The organism is Cognatazoarcus halotolerans, assembly GCF_009800965.1.
GTDB lineage: Bacteria > Pseudomonadota > Gammaproteobacteria > Burkholderiales > Rhodocyclaceae > Cognatazoarcus > Cognatazoarcus halotolerans.
Window position 1 is genome coordinate 21026 of sequence record NZ_WUAF01000003.1, and the last position, 20336, is coordinate 41361.

Here is a 20336-nt window from a genome sequence, read left to right on the forward strand (position 1 = left end):
CGGACGCATCGCGGAAATCCTTCCACCACCGACCGTCGATGCGCGCCGCTGGGCCATCCAGGTCTGAGTGGACGCTCAATCCGCATACCCGTGTTCGGCGAGCACCGGTATCCAGTGCCGATCGACGACCTGTCCGAAACCGGCCTTGCTCGGGTGCAGCTCGTTGTCCCAATCCTTCTTGTACTTCTCGTTGATCAGGCAGCCGCGCGAATCAATGCAATAGACCCGTGACTGAGAGGCGGCGAAATCCTTGTAGACCCTCGCGATGTGGTCGATCAGCGCGCGGCAGACTTCGGTGCGGAAGGTCAGTGTCTTATCTACCTTGCGGCTCGACATCGCGGGCTTGAGCCATGGACCGGTCACCTTGAGGTCGGCCAGCTTGAAGCCACGGCCGTCGGGAACCGGGTAGTCGTAGCAGTGGATGAAGATGTCCGGCCGTCCACTCTCTCCGCCATAGGCGAGCGTGATTCGCTGCACCAGCGCACCCATTGCCGCCATGAGCTTGCCGATGAAGCCCTGCAGCGCCGCTTCGTCGAGGCAGGCGGCCGGGTCGGTGATCGACGAGCAGTCCTTTGCCAGCGACAGCTTGTAGTCGACCGCGTCGTTGCCGGCGCCGCTGATCATGATTGCCGAATAGGCGGTGCGAAAACCCGGCGACAGGTGCTTCTCGAGGTCGCGTGCGTAGCGGCCGAAAACGTATTGTTCTAGCTTTGCGCCGTTGTAGCCGAGCAACTGCATGAAGCGGTACGGATCCTTGAGCCGCGGGTGTTCGACCAGCGCCTGCAGAACGTTGTTTCTGGGATACCAGAACCACGAATCCCCGATTGCCAGAATCGTCGGAAATTCGCCGGGTTCCCAGGTGTCGAAGGGCAGATAGACCTTTGATCTGGCCATTTGAGCTTTCTCCCTGAAGACGAGGCGCCAGCCGCCCGGCGAACTCCGGCCCGGTCTTTGCCCCAACGCCTTCAGCATAGCCGGCCGCGGGCGGATTTTCGATGCGCCGCGAGGGCGTGCGCGGCCGCACGGCCTGTCGGCGGAATTTACAGCGCTTCCGCATGGGTCGGATGTGGTGCCGCAACAATTCCGACATAACAACGGCTTGCGAGTCCTAGCACCCTTATTGCGTGCGCACGATGGTGTACTCGTTTCACCGCTCGGTGAAAGGCTTTCGGCGAGGTGATGGTCATGAGAAGGCAGCTTCTGCTCCTGTTGGCACTCGTTTGCATGGCGGGTAGCGCCGCCCATGCCGCGACGGTCACGTATTTCTCCGGTTTCAGCGGCAGCGCAGAGGCCTCTCCCAATGCCTCGGCTGGATCCGGATCGCTCAGCCTGGCCTATGACGAGGACGCAAATACGCTCAAGGTGATGCTCGACTTCTCCGGGCTGACCGGTACCACAACGGCGGCACACATCCATTGCTGCAGTGGTCCCGGGGTCAATTCCGCTGTTGCGGTGGCGCTGGACGGGTTTGCGACCGGCGTGACCGCGGGGACCTACAACGTCCTTTTCGATCTGAGCGATCCGGGCGTCTACGCGGCTTCGTTCCTCTCCGCCTCGGGAGGCACCGCGGCGGCTGCCGAGATGGCGCTGGCTACCGCGCTGGCATCGGGCCAGACCTATGTGAACATCCATACCACCGCGTTTCCGGGCGGTGAGATCCGCGCCAACCCGGTGGCGATGCGGGTACCCGAGCCGGGCGCGATCGCGCTGATCGCGATCGGCGCGCTGGCGCTGTACCTGACCCATCGCGATCGAGCCTGAGCGAACGGTTTCGTGGGATCACGCAAAGCGGCGCAGGAGCTGACCCCCAGGTCTGAGAACAGGGCCAGCGGCATGGCAGGTGAAGCCGTCGCACGTTCGGGCTGGCAGACACTTTTCTCTCGCCTTGGAATCAACCCGAGCGATGCCCTGCGGCGGGCCAGGTTGCCGGTGGCACTGTTTTCGGCAGACGAGCCCACCGTGCTCCCGGGCGCGGACTATTTCCGCCTCTGGCGAGTGCTCGACGAGCACGTCGCCGCAACGTTTCCGGCGCTCGCATTGCAGATCGGCACCACCGCTTCCGAAGATCCCTGTTCGCCGGCCCGGCTCGTCGGCCGTTGCTCGGCCGATCTCAACGCCGCATTGGGTCGCATCGCGCAGTACCGGCGACTCGTCGCGCCGATCGCGCTGCGCGTCCTGCACGAAGCCGATACCACCACCGTATCCCTCGAGTGGGTCGACGCATCGTGCGAGGCGCCCGAATCGCTGTGCACCGCCGAACTGGTTTTTATCGTGGAACTGGCCCGCGCCGCGACCGGTCTGCGAATCGAGCCGCTGCAGGTCGGCACGCCCCGTCCGCCGGCCCGGCAGGCCGAATACAAGGCTTATCTCGGCACTCCGATCAGCACCTCGGCCGCCCATTGCGTGGTGTTTTCGGCCGGCGATGCGGCGCGGCCGTTTCGGCCGCCCGGCGAGAGCATATGGTCACCGTTCGAGCCCGCCCTTCGCCCCCGTCCCGCGGTCCTGGCCGGGCGAGGTTCGATGGGGGAGCATGTCCGCGACGCATTGCTCAGGCTCCTGCCAGCGGGTGAGTCATCGGTTCAGGCCGTGGCCCGCGCGCTCGAAACCAGCGTCCGCACCCTTCAGCGGCGCTTGCAGGAGGAAGGGCACGCTTTTCAGAAAGTCCTCAGCGAGGTGCGCGAGTCGCTGGCCCGGCACTACCTCACGCGGACGCGCCTGCAGGGTGCCGAGATCGCCTTTCTGCTGGCATTTGAGGATCCCAATTCCTTCGTGCGCGCGTTTCACGGCTGGACGGGCACGACGCCGCAGCGCATTCGCGCCGCCGCCCGCTAGTTCGCGGAAGCCGGCGGGCAGCGGCCAGCGCTATCATGACCGGAGGGGTCATCGTGCCGGCTGCCGGCACATCGTCACGACTCCGGGGTGGTGAGTCCGTTTTCACCACGCAGATCCACCAGCAGCAGCGGGGGAAAACATGACGCAGGACACGGACAGGATCGAGCGCGACGTCGAAGCAGCCGTCGCCGACGACGCAAGCGGCATCTCGGAGCGGGTGAGGCAGATCACGCTCAAGGTCTTGTCGCAGGGGCAACTCGACAGCGCGGCGCTCAGGGAGGTCATGGGTGCCGTGGTGAAAGGCGCGCAGAAGGGCATCAAGCGCCCCGATGAGGCGAGCGGGACGGCACTCAGAGAGGCGGTGAAGGGCCTCGACCAGGCGCTCGCGTCCGCGGCTGAGGCGACCCAGCTGGCGGTGCGAGAGGCGGCGAGCCGCAGCAGCGAGTTCTCGAAGCAGAGCATCAGGAAGACCATGGACGAGCTTGGCTCGGTGGAGTCGATGTTCATCGACACGCTCGGCGATGCGGCTCGCGAATCGACCGGGCACGTGCGCGACACCTTGCACGGCCTCGCCGAGCACGCACGCAACAGTGGTACCGCCGTCGGCGCGCGCGTACGGGATGCCGTGTCGCAGCTGAGCCAGGCATTTGCCGGCGCGGCACACGAGCAGATGCAGGCCGGCGCGGAAACCCTGCGTCACCAGGCAGCGCTCATGGCCGGCATCGCTGCCGGCATGCTCAGGGGCATTGCAGAGCGCCTTCAGCCGCCTGCCGGCACCGCGAAGGAAGAGGACCCGAAGGACTCGCAAGACTGATGTTCTGGCAGGCGATCGGCGCGGCGCGTGACCTGTCCCGCGCCCAGGACATCGCCGTGGTGCTGATCCGCTACGGTTTTGGCGACATGGTGCGGCGCCTCGGCATGGCCGACGCATTGGCCAAGGCCGGCAAGGTGCTGCACTGGCATGTCTCCGACGAGTTCGCGCGCCTCGAGCCGCCCGCGCGGGCACGCCGGGCGCTGGAGGATCTCGGCCCGACCTTCATCAAGCTCGGCCAGATCCTCGCCACCCGGGTCGACCTCTTCGCTCCGGAGTGGATCGCCGAATTCTCCAAGCTGCAGGATGCGGCCCCCGCGGTGCCCTTCGAACAGGTCCGCGCGCAGCTTGCCGAGGATCTCGGGGAGGCGCCGGAGGCCGCCTTCGCCTCGCTTGAAACCACGCCACTGGCCGCTGCGTCGCTGGCGCAGGTCTATCGTGCCCGGCTGACCGATGGTCGCGAGGTGGTGCTCAAGGTGCGGCGGCCCGGAATCCGTCCGACGGTCGAAGCCGACCTGCGCCTGCTCGCCAGGCTGGCCGAGATCGTCAACGCCGAGATGCCCGAGCTGCGACGCTACCGACCGGCCGAGGTGGTGAGGGAGTTCACCACCTCGCTGCGCCGCGAGCTCGACTTCGGCGCTGAATGTCGCAGTGCGGAACGCATCGCCGGGCACTTTGCGGGCCACCCGGAGTTCGTGATCCCCGCGATCCACTGGCAATGGAGCGGCGAGCGGCTCAATGTGCAGGATTTCATCGACGGCATCCCGGGCCGCAACCTCGCCGCGGTCGACGCAGCCGGCATGGATCGTCGGCTGCTTGCCCGGCGCGGCGCGGCGGCGGTGCTGAAGATGATCCTCGAGGACGGCTTCTTTCATGCCGACCCGCATCCCGGCAATGTCTTCTACCTGCCCGGCAACCGCATTGCCTTCATCGATTTCGGCATGGTCGGCCGACTCACCGAGGCGCGCCGCTACGAGATCGCGGTGCTGCTGCACGGACTGGTTTCGGGGGGCGCCGAGGTGGTCGCCGAGATCCTGCTCGACTGGCGCGACGATGGCGACGCGGAAGCGCAAACCGACCCGGCCCGCCTGCGCCGCGAGATCGACACCTTCGTGGACCAGTACAAGGGCGTGCCGCTCAAGCGGCTCGACCTGGCTGCAATGCTCTCCGACGTGGTGACCATCCTGCGCGACAACCAGCTCACTCTGCCGCCCGAGCTGGCGGTGCTCGTCAAGGCCTTCATCTCGCTTGAAGGCATGGGTCGCCAGCTCGATCCGGACTTCGACATGGCCGGCGAAGCCGCGCCGTACCTGCAGCAGGCGCTGCTTGCCCACCGCTCGCCGGCGGCGTTGGCGCGGCGTGGCTGGCGTACCGTGGATGGCGCGCTCAAGCTGCTCACCGGGCTGCCGCAGGATCTCGGCCAGCTGCTGCGGGCGGCACGCCGGGGCAAGCTCAAGGTCGAGGTGGAAGTGCTGCCGCTCAAGCATTTCGGCGATCGGATCGACCGCGCCCTGAGCCGCCTGACCATCGGCATCGTCACCGCGGCGCTGATCATCGGCACCTCGATCGTGCTGACGGTACCCGGCGAAGGTATCAGTGGCCTGTCCACCGTCGCGCTGCTGGGTTTCATCGGTGCCGTGCTTGGCGCGATCTGGTTGCTGGTGTCGATCAGGCGCAGTGGCCGTGACTAGATATAGCCCCGCGCATGAAAAACCCCGGCCGCGGCCGGGGCTTGGCGTCTGTCGGAGCCTGTGTGGCTCAGCTCGCCAGGCCGGTTGCCTCGTCCACCCCGAGCATCAGGTTCATGCACTGGATCGCCGCGCCCGAGGCGCCCTTGCCAAGGTTATCGAAACGCGCCGCGAGGAGGATCTGATCCTCATGGCCGAAGACGAAGAGTTCGGCACGGTTGGTGTCGTTGCAGGTGGTGGCCGGCAGGAAACCGTTGTCGAGCAGCGGCGCGGCGTCGAGCGGCATGACCTTGACGAAGGTCTGGCCGGCGTAGTGCTCGGCGAGGAAGGCCTGCACGTCCGCCGGGGCCACCTTCTTCGACAGGGCGCGCGGCAGCAGCGGCACCGCCACCACCATGCCCTGCGCAAAGTTGCCGACGATCGGCGTGAACAGCGGCTTGTGGGCAAGGCCGGTCATGTGCTGCATTTCCGGCAGATGCTTGTGGGCGAGGCCGAGCGCGTAGAAGCGCGGGCTCTTCATCTCGTCGGCGAGGTAGGCCGGCTCCTCGTAGCTGGCGATCATTTCCTTGCCGCCGCCGCTGTAGCCGGTGATCGAATAGGTGCTGACCGGATAATCGGCCGGTACGATGCCGCCTGCCACGAGCGGGTGCACGAGCATGATGAAGCCGCTCGCATGGCAACCCGGCACCGCCACTTTCTGCGCATTCTTCACCTTCTCGCGCTGGCCGGCGTTGAGCTCGGGCAGGCCGTAGACCCAGTCCGGATGGGTGCGGTGTGCGGTCGAGGCATCGAGGAAGCGGGTGCGGGTGTTGCCCGGCGCGAGCAGCGACACCGACTCCCGCGAGGCCGCGTCGGGCAGGCACAGGAACACCATGTCGGCGCTGTTGATGTATTCGGCCTTGACCGCGGCGTCCTTGCGTTGCGCCTCCGGGATCGAGAGGATCTCGATGTCGGCGCGGCTGGACAGGCGCTCGTCGATCTTGAGTCCGGTGGTGCCGTGACGGCCGTCGATGAATACCTTGTAGCTCATGCTGTGCTCCGCTGGGATTGGCGATCAAAGCGCCATTCTAGGCGAGTCCTGTTACCGGCGTCGCCCTAGGCGACCAGATCGCGATACGCATGCCAGGTGGCGTGGCCGATGATCGGCAGCAGGACGATCATGCCGAACATCAGCGAAGCGAAGCCCAGCAACATGCCCGCAACGATGATCGCTGCCCACAGGATCATCGCGCCGGGATTGCAGCCAACCGCCCGGGCGCTGCTCATCATCGCGGTGACGACGTCGCTCTCGCGGTCCATGAGCATCGGGACCGCTACCGCGGCGAGTGCGAACACAAGTGCCGCCAATGCGCCGCCCAGCACCATGTAGGCAACCACGAAATGGACATATCGGCCCGAGAACAGGACTTCGGTGAAGAAGTTACCGGGATCGGGCGCATCGCCCCCGAAGAACATCGCGAAGAGGATTGCCGACATGCGCTCCCAGCCGATCAGAACGATCGCCAGTAGCAATCCGAACTGGAACAGTTGATCCTTGTGGCGGACGATCCCGGCCATGGATTCGACGAGCGAGCACGATCTGCCCGCCTCGTGGCGGCGCGAGATCTCATAGAGGCCCGCGGCTGCCAGCGGCCCGACCAGAAAGAAGCCCGAGATGGCAGCGGGAAACAGATGGGGTTTGTCGGATGCGAAGGCCAGGGTCAGGTACCCGAGCACCGAAAAGAATACCCCGTAGGAGAGACTGGCAACCGGGCTTTCAAGCACGTCGTTCCAGGCCTTGCGCAACCACACCAGCGGCCGCGCGGCGTCCACGGTGCGGATCGTCGGCATCGTGAAGTGGCGGTCGAGATGACTTGATGAGTTGGCCATGGTCTTCTCCTCGGTCTATGTGCCGGTGCGCGGTTGACAACAAGGTGCTTGGGAGGTTCGAGAATGAGATTGAATCGCGCCATGCCAAAGTGCCCGCCGGAGCGTCGTCTTTGCGGCCGCTCGGCCTCGATCCGCATGCACCGTGTCGAATCGTTCGATGCGGCTGGCGGGAACGCATGGACGGCCGTCACTCGCCACCGACACGTTGCCCTGCGCGTCCGCGCCGAAGTAAAGTGCCGCTTTGCCACCGGGGTCGGTGGTGCCACGAAGGAAACCTCCATGACGCTACCCGCCGACTTTGCTCACGAACTCAGTCTGCTTCTTCAATACGACGCGGACAACTCGCAGACCGGCCTCAAGGTGCACCATGATGCCGCGCCGGAAGTGATCGCTGCGGCGCAGCGCCTGTTCGAGAAGGGGCTGGTGAGTCAGCACGATGGCGGCTACCTGACCAAGCTGGGCCAGGACGCTGCCCTTCATCTGCAGTCGGTGCGCAGCATCCTCGGGTGATGCCTGCTCCGGCGGTCGGACATGCTCCCTGTCACCGGTCGATTGCGTTTCCGGTTCTTCGAGCGGGTGCGGCGGGGTGGTCTTCAGGCCGCAGGCCGGGCACGGTGTTTCCTGCCTGGACAAGCCTTTGAGCGTGGTGGGCGTGTCGACCGCGCTCGAACACCGTCGCGATCAGACGGCGCCGAGCGTCGCATAGTATTGCTCGATCGCCGGCAGGCTGCCGATGCGCTGCATATGTCCTTCGAGTTTCGGGGCGAGCCTTGCGACGAGGTCGGTCGGGATGTGATCCAGTTTGCCGGAGCATAGCCAGCGCGTGATCACGAAGACCTTGAGGTCGGCAACCGTGAGCCGCTGGTCGGCAAAGTATCGTCCGCCGTGGCGCTCGAGCTGTGACTCGAGCCAGCGGAGATATTTCGGCAGCACATCGGCGACGAGCGCTGCACGCGCGTTCTTCAGGTCGTCGCCGCTCAGGCCGAAGGTGGCGCCGACCTTGATGTTGATGTCCTCGAGTGCGCTCATTACTTCATCGCACAACAAGGCCTGGAAATCGTCATCCGGATACAAGCCGGAGCGTTTTCCGGCGTAGCGGGTGATCGCGTCGCTCTGGGTGATCTGGAGATCGCCGACGTGAAGGACCGGAACCTGGTTCAGCGGGGTGATCTTGCGCACCTCCGCAAAGTCGGCAGGCGCAAACCGGTCATCCTCGAAGGCGATGCCGCCGATGTGCAGGGCAAGTCTCGCGGGCTCGGCCCGTCCGCCGGAAAAGTCGAAATAGGTGAGTTTCAGTCTGTCCATGATCCGCTTCAGAAGTCAGGTTGGGCGGCTCGGGGCTGCCGGGTCGACGCCCGCCGCAGGTGAATGATAGGCCGGGACGCACACTCGGTACCGGGCATTTTCATATGCGTCGCGGGCGGCGACGCCGACCGCTTCAGGCGTTGCCGAACGCCAGCCGGATTGCGTGCCTGCGAACGTCGCCAGGCCAGGTCTCGATGAGCGCCTCGAACCGGCCGCGGTCGTTGGCGAAGAGCGCGCGGGTGGCTTCCTCGAAGCCGGCAAGGTCGCCCGAGATGGCGCTCATGAAGTGGTAGGCACGCTCGTGCGCCTTGCGGATTGCATCCTTGCCGCTGGCTGCGCGTCGCGCTTCCTCGACCAGCTTCCTGAGCGCAACCGAGGCCCCGCCCGGCTGGCTGGCCAGCCACTCCCAGTGCCTCGGCAGGAGCGTGACCTCGCGCGGCACGACGCCCAGCCTGGGCCGTCCGCGACCTCGCGGCCTGCCTTGGGCGTCGTCCTCGGTGGTCGCTTCCGCGGCTGGCGCGGCGGGGGCCTCGTCGGGAAAGGCGGCGGAGAGCCGCTTCGCCACGTCCACGTCGGAACCCCTGGTGTCGACATCGAGCGTGCGGCCGGTGGCGTCGTCGAAGATGAGCACCGGCCCGGCGGTCCCCTGCGCAAGTGCATCTCGTGCCGCAAGGGCGGCGGCAAGCAGGGAGCCACTGGCGATGCATTGGAAGCCGTTGAAACTGGTAAAGGATGGGTTGTGTGGAGCGGTCACCTGGAAGCCTCGTGTCGTCATGTCGCGATGGAATGCGCGAATAATACCCGGATAAAAATATCCGTCAATAAAATCCGGATAAAAATAATCGGCTAGGGTCGTTCCGTGCTCATGCGTCGGCTGCCCTCCATGCCGCTGCCAGGCTGGTGCCTTACGCCTACCCGGTATAGATTGGCGGGGGTCGGCGCCCGGACTGCGGCGCGGAGGGTTCTGCCGGGAGGATGTGATGAGGCGAGTCATGGGGCGTTTCGCGTTGATCTGTGCGCTTCTCTCGGTGGCGTCGGCGTTTGCGGGCAGCGCGATCGAGACGAAAACGGTACATTTCGCCAAGGGTGCATCGTCGGCGACACTCAAGGGAGTGCTCAAGGGCGAGCGCATCGTCGATTACCGGCTGCGCGCCGCAGCTGGCCAGACCATGAGCGTCAGACTGGAGACCAGCAATCTTGCCAACTACTTCAATGTGCTCCCGCCCGGCTCCGAAGATGTGGCGATCTTCATTGGTTCGAGTGGCGGCAACGAATGGAGCGGGCCACTCGCTGCGACCGGCGAATACACCGTTCGGGTCTATCTGATGCGCAGTGCGGCACGGCGCAACGAGACCGCCAGCTACACCCTCACCGTCGGCATCACCGGCAGTCCTACCGCGGAAAAAGCGCTCGGACCCGCTCCGTCGGGCGATGCGCGCGTCAAGGGCACGCCCTACCATGCGACCGGGCAGCTGCCATGCTCGATGGGCGATGCGCCCGAAGCTTCCGCGCAGTGCAGCTTCGGGGTGATTCGTGGCAAGCAGGGCAACGCCGAGGTGCATGTCACGCCGCAGGGCGGGCTCGAGCGGGTACTGAGCTTCATCGATGGCAAGCCCGCCACGCAGGGTGGCGAGGCGATCAAGGCCAGCCGCGAGGACGACACCTGGCTGATCAAGGTGAATGACTACGAGCATTACCGCATTCCCGATGCGGTCATCTACGGTGGTTGAGCGGCCGTCCTGCGTGGGCTCGTATCGGCGCGCAATCCCGCCCGGCCGCATCGGAGCAGTAATGCCCGGGATAATCGAATTCGACACCGAACGGCTTCGCCTGCGCCAGTGGCAGGCGTCCGACCGCGCACCCTTTGCCGCGCTCAACGCCGACCCGGCGGTGATGGCCTTCTTTCCGTCACTGCTCACCCGTGCCGAGAGCGATGCGATGGCCGATCGCTGCGCGTCCCTGATCACGCAGCGCGGCTGGGGTTTCTGGGCGGTCGAGCTGCGACGCTCCGGCGAGTTCATCGGCTTCGTCGGCCTGCACCAGCCATCAGCCGAGCTGCCCTTCGCGCCTTGCGTCGAGGTCGGCTGGCGACTCGCTGCCGCGCACTGGGGCCAGGGTTTCGCCTCGGAGGCGGCGCGCGGGGCGATCCATGTCGGCTTCCACGAGCTCGGCCTCGACGAGATCGTGTCCTTCACCACCCTCGCCAATCACCGCTCGCGTGCCGTGATGCAGCGCCTCGGCATGCGCGCCTGCGGCCACTTCGAGCATCCGCATGTGTCACACGAGAGCGGTCTGCGCCTGCATTGCCTCTACCGGCTGGCGAAGGCGCGCGCTGCGGGTGGATCATGACGGCGCGCTGCACCCTGCGCACGGCGCAGGCAGGCGATCGTGCGGCGATTCAAGCGATCTATCGCCCCGCCATGAAGGACCTCATCAGCGAGATCTGGGGCTGGGACGAGGTTTGGCAGCAAGCCGACTTTTCGGCCCACTTCATGCCCGAAGGCATCACCCTGGCATGCCTCGGGCAGACGCTGGCAGGCTATTCGCAGGTCGAGGACCGCGACGGGCGGTTGTTCATCAGGATGATCGCCGTCCATCCGCAGCACCAGCATTGCGGCATCGGCAGCGTCCTGCTCGAGTCGGTCATCGCCTCGGCCGACCGACTGTCGCGCCCGGTGAGCCTGGAGGTGTTCCGGATCAACGCCTTCGCGCGGGCGTTCTATGAACGGCATGGTTTCGTCGTCGAGGCTGCGACGCCGCATGGCTTCGTGATGTGTCGCCCTTGAGCGGCGCATCCCCGGTACGGTGAGGGTGCGGTCTTCGATTCGTCATGCCGCGCGGGTCGCTTGGGCGCTATGCTTCGAGTCTGTTCAGGGTCGCTCCAGGAGGCTTGCATGTCGCGCATCGATTTCTATACCAACCCCATGTCCCGCGGTCAGATCGTGCGCTGGGCGCTGCACGAGGTCGGGGCGGACCACGAGACGCATGTTCTTGGCTACGGCGAGCCGATGAACAGTGCGTCGTATCGTGCGATCAATCCGATGGGCAAGGTGCCCGCCATCGTGCACGACGGACAGGTGGTGACCGAGTGCGCGGCGATCTGCGCCTATCTCGCGGAGGCCTTTCCCGCGGCGGGCCTGGCGCCCGAAGCGCACGAGCGGGCCGACTACTACCGCTGGATGTTCTTCGCGGCGGGGCCGATCGAGCAGGCCAATTCGCTCAAGGCGATGGGCGTCACGCCCACCCACGAGCAGCAGCGCATGGTCGGGTGCGGCGACCCCGAACGGGTCATGGATGCGCTGACCGCCAAGTTCGAGAAAGACGCGTTCGTCTGCGGCAGCCGCTTCACCATGGCCGATGTCTACGTGGGCAGCCATGTGGATTGGGGCATCGCCTTCGGCATCATGCCCAAACGCGAGGCGCTGCTCGCCTACGCGGCGCGGCTGCGCGAACGAGCGGCCTACCAGTCGGCCAAGGCGATCGACAATGCCTTGATCGCCCAACAGGGCCAGCAACAGTGAGGTAGCCTCATGGACATGAAACGCCTCAGCTCAGGCCGGCTTCGTGCAATCGGCTACGACCGCAGGGCACGCCTGCTGCGGGTCGAGCTCGATGACGGCAGCGCGGTCGAGTATTCCGGTGTCGGCGAAGACGTCTGGCGCCGCCTCGAGCAGTCCGGCTCGGCCTGGAGCTATTACCGCGACAACATCGAGGAAGAATTCTCCGGCCGCAGGGTTTCCGCGCGCACCGCGGAGACCAAGGTGAATCCGCTGGATGCCTTGTTCGGCAAGGAATGAGCCCGCTCGCCGCAATGCACAGCGGGCCGCCTGAACCGGCCTGACCGGTGCGGGTGGGTTACAGTCGACGCTTCGAGAATGGAACGCCTGCCATGCCCACCACCGAATTCATCATCGAAGGAATCCGCAACGAGGACGATCTGCGCCTCGTCATGAACGCCATCCAGGACCTGCCCTGCATCAACTGGTCCGAGGTGTCGATGGAAAGCGGAGAAGCCGCAGTCGACCATACCGCGATGCTCGACGCGGGCGATATCCTCGCCGCGGTCGAGGACGCGGGTTTTCGCACCCGCTGAGCCGCGGCGGCCTCAGCCTTCCTGCGCGAGGCGGTATTTCTCGATGCGGTAACGCAGGGTGTCGCGGCTGATGCCGAGCAGGCGGGCGGCCTGGGTGATGTTCCAGCCGGTCTGCTGGAGCGCGCCGACCAGCATGTTGCGCTCCACATCCTCGAGACGGCCGCTGGCCGCGCCGGCGCCGGGCAGCGCCTCATCGTCGTCGAGGCCAAGCGGACTGAGGTTGAGGTGCTCCGGCCCGATCGCGTCGCCGGCGCACATGAGCACCGACTGCTCCATGAGGTTGCGCAACTCGCGCACGTTGCCGGGCCAGCGATGGCGTACCAGCATCGCCTCTGCGGCCGGCGAGAAGCGCATCCCGCTGCGTCCGTAGCGGCCGGCGTGCAGTTGCAGGAAGTGGCGCGCCAGCAGCAGCACGTCGTCGCCGCGCTCGCGCAGCGACGGCAGGCGGAATTCGACGATGCGCAGCCGGTAGTAGAGGTCGGCGCGGAAGCGGCCGTCGCGCACATGCTGCTCCATCGGCCGGTGGGTGGCGGCGACGATGCGCACATCGACCTTCTGGTCGCGCAGGCTGCCGAGGCGGCGCACCGTTTTCTCCTCGAGCAGCTTGAGCAGCTTGGCCTGCAAGCCGAGATCGAGGTCGCCGATCTCGTCGAGGAACAGGGTGCCGCCCTCGGCCGTTTCGACGAGGCCGATCTTGCGTTCGCGCGCATCGGTAAACGCACCGCGCTCATGGCCGAACAGCTCAGACTCGAGCAGCTGCGCGGGGATCGCGGCGCAGTTGATCTCGACGAAGGGCTTGCTTGCGCGCGGTCCCGAAAAATGCAGCGCGCGCGCCACCAGCTCCTTGCCGGTGCCGGTCTCGCCGGTGACCAGCGCCGCTGGCGGTTCGCCGTCGCGCAGCTTGCTCTCCGCCTCGATGAGCTGGTCGATGCGGGCCTTGAGCGCCATCATCGGTGGCGATTCGCCGATCAGCGTGCAGCGGTCGCCGAGCGCGGCCTCGCGCCGACGGTAGTAGGACAGCGCCTCTTCGCGCCGTGACTCGCCGAGGGCACGCTCGATCAGCAGCCGCAGTTTGGCGAGCGACAGCGGCTTGGTGAGAAAGTCGTAGGCCCCGTTCTTCATCGCCTCGACCGCGAGCTCGACGGTGCCGTGGCCGGTGACCATGATCACCGGGATGCCCGGCGCCTGCTCGGCCAGCCGGCCGAGCGCGGCCATGCCGTCCATGCCCGGCAGGTGAAAGTCGAGCAGCACCACGTCCGGCTTGAAGCGTTCGAGTTCGGCCAGGCCGGTCTCCGCGGTGTCGGCGGTCACCACCTCGTGGCCCTGGCGGCCGAGATAGACCGCGATGTTCTTGGCCAGGGTGGCCTCGTCCTCGATGACCAGTACTGCGCTTCCCATGATCTATCCCTGCCGGAAGGCCGGCAACCTGAACTCGGCGAGCGTGCCGCGACCCGGCTCGCTGCGCAACTCAAGTCTCCCGCCGAAGCGCTCGATGATGCGCCGGGCGAGCGGCAGGCCGACACCCAACCCCTTGGTCTTGGTGGTGAAAAAGGGCTTGAACACCTTGCCGAGCTGGGCCTGCGTGAGGCCCGGGCCGCTGTCCCGCACACGCACCCACACCTGGCGTTCGGCGTGCCCGGCCGAGACCTCGATCTCGCCGTGTTCGCGCAGCGCTTCGACCGCATTGGCGAGCAGGCTGCCGAGCACCTGGCCGAGCAGCAGCGGATCGGCGCTTACCGGCGGCAGGTCGGGCGGCACCAAACTGCGCACGGTGATCTGCCGGCGTGCGGTTTCGCGCTCGAATTCGGCGAGCCCGTGGGCGACCAGCTCGCCGACCTCCACCGCCACCGGCTGCGAAGCGACCGGGCGTGCGTAGGAGAGCAGCATGCGCACCCAGTGCTCCATGCGATCGACCTCGGCGATGATGTCGCGGGCCGGCTCGCCGGCATCGGGCGAGAGCTCGAGCGAGAGCTCCGCCGAGGAGCGGATCGAGGCCAGCGGGTTGCGGATGCCGTGCGCCACCGCCGAGCCCATCTCGCCGACCGCGGCGAGGGTTTCGCTTTGTACCAGCTGTTCCTGCTGGGTACGGATCAGCGCATCGGCGCGGCGCGCCAGCCAGAACAGGGTGAAGTAGAGAAAGAGGCCAGCCGCTACCGCCCCCAGCCACACTGCCCGGCGACCGGCGCTGATCGCCTCGTACAGCGCGCGCGGCTTCTTGTAGAGCTCGACCGCGCCGACAATCTGGCCGGAGGCATCCTGCACCGGGAAATAGATTTCGACGAAGTAGCCGACCTGGGGCTTCAGGCTGGCGTGCTCGGACTTGCGTTCGCCTTCGGAATCGTCGACTGAGTCGCCATGCACCACCAGCATTCCCGACAGGGCCTCGTCCAGTTCGTGGTTGTCGTCGAAGCGTCGGCCGACAATGGCCTTGTCGCTCGACCAGATCACCTGGCGGTCGGCGCTGTGGGCGCTGGCGCGGATCACGTCGGGCATGTTGGCGACGTGATTGAAGGCACTGTTGACCTCCTGCGCGCCAACCTGGCCTTCACGGAAATAGCGCCCGGCGTTTTCGACCAGCACCACGCTGCGGATGAACTCCATGGTCAGCACGGCTTCCTGGTGCAGCATTCGCTCGGTGAGGAAGCGCGACATCAACAGCGCACACACGGCGCTGAGCGTGGCGATCGACACCAGGCCGATGAGCGCGAAGCGGCGGCTGAGGTTGAAGGGCTTGGTCGACATGGCCGGAGTATCCATGAGCGGAATCCTTACAGGTCGATCGTCAGCGTGCAATCGAAACGGTTCAGCGAGGCTTTGGCGAGCGGATCGTTGGAACTGCGCCGGCTGCGGCTCGATTCGCAGCCGACGGTGTAGCGGGGCGACAGTGTCACCGAGGCGCCGAGCGACAGATCGGTGCGGTAGTCGGTGCGGCGATGGTCCTCGTCCGGAGTGGGCGCGCCGAATCGGCTGCGGCGGCGGGTGACGCGCATCGAGATCTCCACCGTGTCGCGCGGGTGCAGATCGAGGCCGAGCCCGAGGCGTACTTCGCGCGAGGTAAGGTCTTCGAAGTGCCAGCGATTGCGCTCCAGCGCAAGGCCACCCTCGAGCTGCAGCACGGGTTTCCAGCGTTGCGCCAGCACATGTTTGCGGCGGTGACGCAGTTGCAGCCGATCCGCGTCGTACAGGTCGTTGTCGCGGTCGTAGCGATCGCGCAGCCAGTCGAGGCTGGTGCGATGGCGCACCTTTTCGTCACCCGCCGAGAACACGCCACGAAGGCCGCCCGAACGCCGCCGCAGGAATTCGTCGCCGAGGACGAGTTGCTGCGTCAGCACGCTGAGTTCGAGCTCGCCGCCGGCTGCTTCGAGGACCGAGCCGGCCTGCAGCGCGAGGTTGCGGCGGTTGAAATCGGGTACCCGGTGCGACTGATGCAGCTCCGCTTCGGCGTTGAACAGCCAGGCACCGGCCTCGCCGCGCGGCCACTCGAGTTCGGCGAGCGCCAGCAGGTTTGTGAAAGTGCTTTCGCGGGCGATCCGCCGGCCGTTCGGACGCAGCACGTCAAAATCATCGATGAAAGCGTCGGGATTGTTGCTGCGCTCACTGCCGGCAGCGAGCTCAAGGCTGAACTCGGCCGGCCCCGCGCCGCTGGCCGGCCCGGCCGCCGGAGCGGCACCGGCAAAGCCGGCGATGGCCAGCCCCAGTGCCACCCCGCGCAAGCGTGCATCGATGGCCTGTGCCATGGCCAGCCGGCTCAGCCGCGGTCAGCGCGCCGATCGGCACGACGGTCCTCGCGACGGTCAGCCCGGCGATCTGCCCGGCGGTCGGCACGGCGGTCCGCTTGACGATCCGCGCGGCGGTCTTCCTGGCGAACGTCGCCGACGGACAGATCGTCCGCACCCTGGCGCGCGTAGGTGGTTGGCACGTAGGCGGCGGAAAGGGCGAGAAGGACGAAGGCGGTCTTGAGCAGCTTGGACATGATGATCTCCTGATTGAAGCGATCTTGATGGGATTGCCCGCGTGTTTCGGGTTGGGGCAGACCAATCAACGCAACCCCCATGCCAGCCTTTCGAGGGGTGAAAGTTAATTTATAAATCAATGATTTACGTTTTTTCGGCGAGTGCCGGTGGTGCGCGTCGGGGGATATCCCCCACCCGGTGGGGGATGCGCCCCACCGCTGCGGGTCCGGTCATCGCGCAGCGTGTGACGGATTGGCGAGCGCCGGTCGCTCCGGCTCGTCACGCGCTTGTGGGCGACGGCGCGGCGCCGCAGGCCCTCGCCGCTCAGAAGCCGTATTTCTTCAGGATCGCACCAATGCGGGCCCGTACCTGTGGGTCGCGGAAGGGAAAGGCGCGCAGGAACTCCTCGCTGCTGATGCCTGGCGCGCGCTGGCGCGCGGAAGCGGCCCATGAACGTGCGCGCGCGTCGTTGCCGTCCATGCCATGGGCGGCCACCGCGATCAATTCGATCAGCACATGGGCGCCGGGTGAGTTTGCGGCGCGTTCCGCCCATGCGGCCGCCTCGGCGGGTTCGTCGCGGCCCATGTGCGAGAACGAGCGCACCCCCAGCATGGCGTAGGCGAGCGGATCCAGCGGGCTGAGCGCCAGCGCCGCATCGGTGTTGACGAGGCTCTCGGCGGTCTCTCCCAGCAGGGACTGGCTCCATGCCCGGGAGTAGCGCGCCTGGGCGAAGTTCGGGTTGAGTGCGTTTGCGCGATCGAGCCACGACAGGCTGCCTTCGAGGTCGCCGCGCAGCATGAAGGCCCGGCCCATCGTGAAGTTCGCGAAGGGATCGACCTCGTCGTGCTCGAGCGCTTTCGCCGCGAACTGGTAGGTGAGCTGGATGGCGCGCTGCACGTTGTCGTCGTAGCGCAGCAGGGCATCCTGGAAATGGGTGAACGACAGGCCCGCGTACGCGCGGGCGAAGTTGGGTTCGAGGGCGACAGCCTGCTGGAACATGGCGGTCGCACGGGCATTGTCCAGCTTGTTGAAACGGTACATGTGGTGCAGGCCGAGGTGGTAGGCCGACCAAGCATCGAGATGTTGCGGGGAGCGCAGCCGCGCCCGTTGCGCCTCGTGCAGCGGTATGCGGATCTCGAGCGCCGTCACCACCGCGCGGACAATTTCCTCGCGAATCTCGTGAACCGCGTCGAGTTCGGCGCGAAAGCGATCGCTCCACACCACGCCCTTGTCGTCGGTGTCGCACAGTTCGACCGAGATGGTGATCACGCGGCCCAGCAGCTCGACCGCACCGCTCAGGCAGTACCTCACCTTGAGGCTGTTGCGCACCTCGTCGAGATCGGCTTCGGCGCTGCGAAAGCGGAAAGTCGACGCACGCGCGATCACGAACAGCCAGTGAAGCCGTGACAGTTCGGCGATGAGGTCGTGGGGCAACGCGTCGGCGATGGTCGAGGGTGTTTCGCCGATGCCGACCGTCTCGAACGGCAGTACTGCGATGCTCGGGCGGGTGACCAGCGCGTCTTCGCAGGTTTCGGCGGGCGGGAGGATCTCGCCTCCCCCCGTGACGGGCGTGATCGCGGTCGGAGCGTCGCTCTCCACGATGTCGACCTCGCCAACGAAGCGGAAACCCCGCCCGGATACGGTACGAATCAGCGCCTGTGCCCGCCCGGTGTCGCCGAGCGCCTGCCGGGCGCTCTTGACGCAGGTCGACAGCGTGGCGTCGGTAACGACGCGCCCCTTCCACAGTTCGGCGAGGATCTCGTCCCGGCCGACCACGCGGTGGTGGTTGCGAACCAGCAGTTCGATCAGGTTGAACACCTGCGGCTCCACCTGCCGCGGACTGCCCTGATACCGCAGTTCGAACAGTCCGGTGTCGAGCTCCCAGTCGGCAAATCTGCAAATCATGGGCATCCCCACCTGCTTGCGGCGCTGGACCAATACTAGCACCGGCCCGTACTCGCACCATCGCCGCGATACAGCGAAACCCCATCAAATCCTCAGCCAATCCTCAAGCCATCCTCAAGCGCCCGGGTCGGTCGATCGGCACAATGGTTTCACGCAACGGGGACAAGCCGAAGCGAAACCAACCAACAGATCAAGAAGGAGAATCATCATGCCACTCGTCGATATCAACGTCATCCAGGGTGTTTTTTCCGCGGCACAAAAGAAGGAGATGATCGAGAAGGTCACCAATGTCATGGTCGGCATCGAAGGCGAAGCCCTGCGCGGAGTGACCTGGGTGCGCGTACTGGAGGTCGGCAGCGGCGACTGGGGGATCGGCGGACAGGCGCTCACCGCCGCCGACGTGAAGGCGATGGCCGGCAGCTGATCGCGTCCGGGCCGGCCCGTCTTCCCGGGCGCTGCCGGCCCTTGTGCGCTTGCGGACTTCGGTTCATGTTGCGCCTTCCGACGCACATTAACGGGAGCAGTCATCATGGACCGACGCGGCTTTCTTGCCACCGCTTCCCTCGCCGGCCTCGCACAAGCGGCACCGGCGCTCGCCGGAGCGCATGCCGGCCCGGCCCTGCTCACGGTGGGCGGGGCGATCGCCCGTGGCAACAGGGGCGCGGTCGACCCGGCACTCGATCAGTTGATGGTCAGGCACGGCGTGCACTTTTCCAGCGCCTTTGCCTTCGATTCGCCGGCCTTGCTGAGCCTGCCCGCGATCACGATCCGCCCGACGCTGGAATACGACGAGACCCCGCACCGCCTGCGCGGGCCGCTGCTGACAAAGGTGCTCGAGGCGGCAGGTGTGGATACCGGCGCCGCCGCACGGGTCGGCATCCGGGCAATAGATGGTTACCGCATCGAGATCACCTCGGCCGACATCGCCGCCTACCGGATGATTCTCGCCACGCATCTCGATGATCGACCCCTGCCGCTGGGTGGCCTCGGTCCGCAGTGGGCGGTGTTCGACCCGGCCGCAGTGCCGGCCTTGCGGGACAAGCCCCTCAAGGAGCGCTTCGCGCTCTGCCCGTGGGGCGTCTATTACATCGATGTCGCGACTGGCTAGGCGAGCTGCGGAAGGTGGCCGCAGGCCGGGCGGGCGCGCGAAGGATTGAACCGATCATGAACGAACTCAAGGAAAACATTCTGTGGCGTGCGCTTGCGGGCGCCCAGCAAGGTTTTGCGACAGGTGGAGCCGAGGCCTTGCGCTACGCGCCGGGCTTTCCCCCGCTCGTCGCCTTTGCGGATTACGCCCGGCCGAACCTGGGCGCCATCGAACCGTTCTGCGAGCCCGGCGAGCACCTTTACTGCGCGGGCTGGTCCGGCGCATCGCCGGTCGGTTGGCAGGTCGAAGCCGAGACCTCGATGTTCAGGATGGTCTGGGCCGGCCCCATGCCGGCGGTCGACGAAGCCCCCGACGCGGTGCAGCTTGGCGGCGAGTATGCCGACCAGGCACTCGAACTGGGCACCCTGACGAGGCCGGGACCACTTGGCCGCCGGACGGTCGAGCTGGGCGATTATTTCGGTTACTTCGACGGTTCGCGGCTCGTCGCCATAGCAGGAGAGCGGCTGTTCACCGGCGCCTTCCGGGAAATCAGCGGGGTGTGCACGCATCCCGATTTCCAGGGGCGCGGGCTGGCGCGCAGGCTGATGCTGAAGCTCGTTCGACGCCAGCTGTTGCGCAGGGAGCAACCCTTCCTGCACGTGATGCGCGACAACGTGAATGCGCGCCGGCTCTACCAGGGAATGGGCTTCGAAGTGCTGACCGAGTCGGTGGTACGGGTGATCGCGCGGTGCGGGTGAGACCGGTCTGCAACGGGCCGGATCGGGGACATGGG

At 66.5% G+C, this 20336-nt stretch carries 24 protein-coding genes; 14 read left to right on the plus strand and 10 right to left on the minus strand.

The genetic code is table 11. The features are described 5' to 3' along the window. Window positions 1-75: 75 nt before the first annotated feature. Window positions 76-894, minus strand: a complete 819-nt coding sequence (locus GQB03_RS05050; RefSeq protein WP_159685437.1) for a hypothetical protein — start codon at window positions 892-894, stop codon at window positions 76-78. A 291-nt stretch (window positions 895-1185) separates the two neighbouring features. Between GQB03_RS05050 and GQB03_RS05055 the strand changes: the two genes are divergently transcribed. The 4 genes from GQB03_RS05055 (at window position 1186) to GQB03_RS05070 (ending at window position 5334) form a co-directional block, all read left to right on the plus strand. Continuing rightward, window positions 1186-1761 carry a CHRD domain-containing protein gene (locus GQB03_RS05055; protein ID WP_159685442.1) on the plus strand — a complete coding sequence of 192 codons (576 nt, stop codon included), beginning with the start codon at window positions 1186-1188 and terminating at the stop codon, window positions 1759-1761. Between the two features lie 72 nt (window positions 1762-1833). Then, window positions 1834-2832: an AraC family transcriptional regulator gene (locus tag GQB03_RS05060; RefSeq protein WP_159685447.1), complete on the plus strand. Its 999-nt coding sequence runs from the start codon at window positions 1834-1836 to the stop codon at window positions 2830-2832. A 139-nt stretch (window positions 2833-2971) separates the two neighbouring features. After that, window positions 2972-3646 (plus strand): DUF6781 family protein, encoded by a 675-nt coding sequence (locus tag GQB03_RS05065; RefSeq protein ID WP_159685452.1) that lies wholly within the window; start codon window positions 2972-2974, stop codon window positions 3644-3646. After that, window positions 3646-5334, plus strand: coding sequence for an ABC1 kinase family protein (locus tag GQB03_RS05070; RefSeq protein ID WP_159685457.1), 1689 nt, complete (start codon window positions 3646-3648; stop codon window positions 5332-5334). The genes GQB03_RS05065 and GQB03_RS05070 overlap by 1 nt, the downstream gene beginning before the upstream one ends. 67 nt (window positions 5335-5401) lie before the next feature. Here the strand turns inward: GQB03_RS05070 and argC are convergent, their stop codons facing one another. Both argC and GQB03_RS05080 read right to left on the minus strand, forming a co-directional pair. Then, the gene (argC, locus tag GQB03_RS05075) at window positions 5402-6361 is read right to left on the minus strand and encodes an N-acetyl-gamma-glutamyl-phosphate reductase (RefSeq protein ID WP_159685462.1); all 960 of its coding nucleotides are present in this window, start codon (window positions 6359-6361) and stop codon (window positions 5402-5404) included. A 65-nt stretch (window positions 6362-6426) separates the two neighbouring features. Continuing rightward, window positions 6427-7200: a DUF2189 domain-containing protein gene (locus GQB03_RS05080; RefSeq protein WP_159685467.1), complete on the minus strand. Its 774-nt coding sequence runs from the start codon at window positions 7198-7200 to the stop codon at window positions 6427-6429. Between the two features lie 63 nt (window positions 7201-7263). On the opposite strand from GQB03_RS05080, the gene GQB03_RS23135 reads away from it, so the two are divergent. Continuing rightward, window positions 7264-7710 carry a TIGR02647 family protein gene (locus GQB03_RS23135; protein ID WP_235026954.1) on the plus strand — a complete coding sequence of 149 codons (447 nt, stop codon included), beginning with the start codon at window positions 7264-7266 and terminating at the stop codon, window positions 7708-7710. Between the two features lie 171 nt (window positions 7711-7881). On the opposite strand, the gene GQB03_RS05090 is transcribed toward GQB03_RS23135, so the two are convergent. Further along, on the minus strand, window positions 7882-8505 hold the full coding sequence (locus GQB03_RS05090) for a glutathione S-transferase family protein (protein ID WP_159685472.1): 624 nt from the start codon (window positions 8503-8505) through the stop codon (window positions 7882-7884). 133 nt (window positions 8506-8638) lie between these two features. After that, window positions 8639-9259, minus strand: coding sequence for a DUF2239 family protein (locus tag GQB03_RS05095; RefSeq protein WP_200832113.1), 621 nt, complete (start codon window positions 9257-9259; stop codon window positions 8639-8641). Between the two features lie 226 nt (window positions 9260-9485). Here GQB03_RS05095 and GQB03_RS05100 point away from each other — a divergent pair, with 226 nt between their 5' ends. The 6 genes from GQB03_RS05100 to GQB03_RS05125 all read left to right on the plus strand — a co-directional run bounded on the left by GQB03_RS05100 (window position 9486) and on the right by GQB03_RS05125 (window position 12598). Continuing rightward, window positions 9486-10235: a hypothetical protein gene (locus tag GQB03_RS05100; RefSeq protein WP_159685481.1), complete on the plus strand. Its 750-nt coding sequence runs from the start codon at window positions 9486-9488 to the stop codon at window positions 10233-10235. A 61-nt stretch (window positions 10236-10296) separates the two neighbouring features. Then, the gene (locus GQB03_RS05105; protein WP_159685522.1) at window positions 10297-10854 is read left to right on the plus strand and encodes a GNAT family N-acetyltransferase; all 558 of its coding nucleotides are present in this window, start codon (window positions 10297-10299) and stop codon (window positions 10852-10854) included. Beyond that, window positions 10851-11291, plus strand: a complete 441-nt coding sequence (locus GQB03_RS05110) for a GNAT family N-acetyltransferase (protein WP_159685526.1) — start codon at window positions 10851-10853, stop codon at window positions 11289-11291. Before GQB03_RS05105 ends, GQB03_RS05110 begins: the two co-directional genes overlap by 4 nt. 108 nt (window positions 11292-11399) lie before the next feature. After that, window positions 11400-12026 carry a glutathione S-transferase family protein gene (locus tag GQB03_RS05115; RefSeq protein ID WP_159685530.1) on the plus strand — a complete coding sequence of 209 codons (627 nt, stop codon included), beginning with the start codon at window positions 11400-11402 and terminating at the stop codon, window positions 12024-12026. 9 nt (window positions 12027-12035) lie between these two features. Beyond that, window positions 12036-12302 carry a KTSC domain-containing protein gene (locus GQB03_RS05120; RefSeq protein ID WP_159685535.1) on the plus strand — a complete coding sequence of 89 codons (267 nt, stop codon included), beginning with the start codon at window positions 12036-12038 and terminating at the stop codon, window positions 12300-12302. A 92-nt stretch (window positions 12303-12394) separates the two neighbouring features. After that, window positions 12395-12598: a heavy-metal-associated domain-containing protein gene (locus tag GQB03_RS05125; RefSeq protein ID WP_159685539.1), complete on the plus strand. Its 204-nt coding sequence runs from the start codon at window positions 12395-12397 to the stop codon at window positions 12596-12598. Between the two features lie 12 nt (window positions 12599-12610). Here the strand turns inward: GQB03_RS05125 and GQB03_RS05130 are convergent, their stop codons facing one another. The 5 genes from GQB03_RS05130 to GQB03_RS05150 form a co-directional block, all read right to left on the minus strand. Then, a complete protein-coding gene (locus tag GQB03_RS05130) occupies window positions 12611-13996 on the minus strand; it encodes a sigma-54-dependent transcriptional regulator (RefSeq protein WP_159685543.1) in 1386 nt (461 codons plus the stop codon). A 3-nt stretch (window positions 13997-13999) separates the two neighbouring features. Then, entirely contained in the window at window positions 14000-15355 is a 1356-nt protein-coding gene (locus GQB03_RS05135; RefSeq protein WP_159685547.1) for a sensor histidine kinase, read from the minus strand. Window positions 15356-15366: 11 nt separating this feature from the next. Continuing rightward, the gene (locus GQB03_RS05140; RefSeq protein WP_159685551.1) at window positions 15367-16335 is read right to left on the minus strand and encodes a hypothetical protein; all 969 of its coding nucleotides are present in this window, start codon (window positions 16333-16335) and stop codon (window positions 15367-15369) included. Window positions 16336-16346: 11 nt separating this feature from the next. After that, the gene (locus GQB03_RS05145) at window positions 16347-16571 is read right to left on the minus strand and encodes a hypothetical protein (protein WP_200832114.1); all 225 of its coding nucleotides are present in this window, start codon (window positions 16569-16571) and stop codon (window positions 16347-16349) included. A gap of 304 nt (window positions 16572-16875) precedes the next feature. After that, a complete protein-coding gene (locus tag GQB03_RS05150) occupies window positions 16876-18456 on the minus strand; it encodes a winged helix-turn-helix domain-containing tetratricopeptide repeat protein (RefSeq protein ID WP_159685555.1) in 1581 nt (526 codons plus the stop codon). Window positions 18457-18664: 208 nt separating this feature from the next. Between GQB03_RS05150 and GQB03_RS05155 the strand changes: the two genes are divergently transcribed. The 3 genes from GQB03_RS05155 to GQB03_RS05165 all read left to right on the plus strand — a co-directional run bounded on the left by GQB03_RS05155 (window position 18665) and on the right by GQB03_RS05165 (window position 20301). After that, window positions 18665-18880 carry a tautomerase family protein gene (locus tag GQB03_RS05155; protein WP_159685560.1) on the plus strand — a complete coding sequence of 72 codons (216 nt, stop codon included), beginning with the start codon at window positions 18665-18667 and terminating at the stop codon, window positions 18878-18880. Window positions 18881-18985: 105 nt separating this feature from the next. Further along, the gene (locus GQB03_RS05160; protein WP_159685565.1) at window positions 18986-19564 is read left to right on the plus strand and encodes a molybdopterin-dependent oxidoreductase; all 579 of its coding nucleotides are present in this window, start codon (window positions 18986-18988) and stop codon (window positions 19562-19564) included. Window positions 19565-19620: 56 nt separating this feature from the next. Further along, window positions 19621-20301 (plus strand): GNAT family N-acetyltransferase, encoded by a 681-nt coding sequence (locus tag GQB03_RS05165; protein ID WP_159685569.1) that lies wholly within the window; start codon window positions 19621-19623, stop codon window positions 20299-20301. Window positions 20302-20336 lie beyond the last annotated feature (35 nt).

What these genes read in the sequence shown, in the direction of transcription:
- GQB03_RS23135 (WP_235026954.1), top strand. Translation starts at nt 7,264, where the DNA reads ATGAGATTGAATCGCGCCATGCCAAAGTGCCCGCCGGAGCGTCGTCTT.
- GQB03_RS05100 (WP_159685481.1), top strand. Translation starts at nt 9,486, where the DNA reads ATGAGGCGAGTCATGGGGCGTTTCGCGTTGATCTGTGCGCTTCTCTCG.
- GQB03_RS05105 (WP_159685522.1), top strand. Translation starts at nt 10,297, where the DNA reads ATGCCCGGGATAATCGAATTCGACACCGAACGGCTTCGCCTGCGCCAG.
- GQB03_RS05120 (WP_159685535.1), top strand. Translation starts at nt 12,036, where the DNA reads ATGGACATGAAACGCCTCAGCTCAGGCCGGCTTCGTGCAATCGGCTAC.
- GQB03_RS05160 (WP_159685565.1), top strand. Translation starts at nt 18,986, where the DNA reads ATGGACCGACGCGGCTTTCTTGCCACCGCTTCCCTCGCCGGCCTCGCA.
- GQB03_RS05150 (WP_159685555.1), bottom strand. Translation starts at nt 18,456, where the DNA reads ATGATTTGCAGATTTGCCGACTGGGAGCTCGACACCGGACTGTTCGAA.
- GQB03_RS05110 (WP_159685526.1), top strand. Translation starts at nt 10,851, where the DNA reads ATGACGGCGCGCTGCACCCTGCGCACGGCGCAGGCAGGCGATCGTGCG.
- GQB03_RS05080 (WP_159685467.1), bottom strand. Translation starts at nt 7,200, where the DNA reads ATGGCCAACTCATCAAGTCATCTCGACCGCCACTTCACGATGCCGACG.
- GQB03_RS05135 (WP_159685547.1), bottom strand. Translation starts at nt 15,355, where the DNA reads ATGGATACTCCGGCCATGTCGACCAAGCCCTTCAACCTCAGCCGCCGC.
- GQB03_RS05115 (WP_159685530.1), top strand. Translation starts at nt 11,400, where the DNA reads ATGTCGCGCATCGATTTCTATACCAACCCCATGTCCCGCGGTCAGATC.
- GQB03_RS05145 (WP_200832114.1), bottom strand. Translation starts at nt 16,571, where the DNA reads ATGTCCAAGCTGCTCAAGACCGCCTTCGTCCTTCTCGCCCTTTCCGCC.
- GQB03_RS05055 (WP_159685442.1), top strand. Translation starts at nt 1,186, where the DNA reads ATGAGAAGGCAGCTTCTGCTCCTGTTGGCACTCGTTTGCATGGCGGGT.
- GQB03_RS05070 (WP_159685457.1), top strand. Translation starts at nt 3,646, where the DNA reads ATGTTCTGGCAGGCGATCGGCGCGGCGCGTGACCTGTCCCGCGCCCAG.
- GQB03_RS05130 (WP_159685543.1), bottom strand. Translation starts at nt 13,996, where the DNA reads ATGGGAAGCGCAGTACTGGTCATCGAGGACGAGGCCACCCTGGCCAAG.
- GQB03_RS05090 (WP_159685472.1), bottom strand. Translation starts at nt 8,505, where the DNA reads ATGGACAGACTGAAACTCACCTATTTCGACTTTTCCGGCGGACGGGCC.
- argC (WP_159685462.1), bottom strand. Translation starts at nt 6,361, where the DNA reads ATGAGCTACAAGGTATTCATCGACGGCCGTCACGGCACCACCGGACTC.
- GQB03_RS05050 (WP_159685437.1), bottom strand. Translation starts at nt 894, where the DNA reads ATGGCCAGATCAAAGGTCTATCTGCCCTTCGACACCTGGGAACCCGGC.
- GQB03_RS05140 (WP_159685551.1), bottom strand. Translation starts at nt 16,335, where the DNA reads ATGGCACAGGCCATCGATGCACGCTTGCGCGGGGTGGCACTGGGGCTG.
- GQB03_RS05125 (WP_159685539.1), top strand. Translation starts at nt 12,395, where the DNA reads ATGCCCACCACCGAATTCATCATCGAAGGAATCCGCAACGAGGACGAT.
- GQB03_RS05060 (WP_159685447.1), top strand. Translation starts at nt 1,834, where the DNA reads ATGGCAGGTGAAGCCGTCGCACGTTCGGGCTGGCAGACACTTTTCTCT.
- GQB03_RS05155 (WP_159685560.1), top strand. Translation starts at nt 18,665, where the DNA reads ATGCCACTCGTCGATATCAACGTCATCCAGGGTGTTTTTTCCGCGGCA.
- GQB03_RS05165 (WP_159685569.1), top strand. Translation starts at nt 19,621, where the DNA reads ATGAACGAACTCAAGGAAAACATTCTGTGGCGTGCGCTTGCGGGCGCC.
- GQB03_RS05065 (WP_159685452.1), top strand. Translation starts at nt 2,972, where the DNA reads ATGACGCAGGACACGGACAGGATCGAGCGCGACGTCGAAGCAGCCGTC.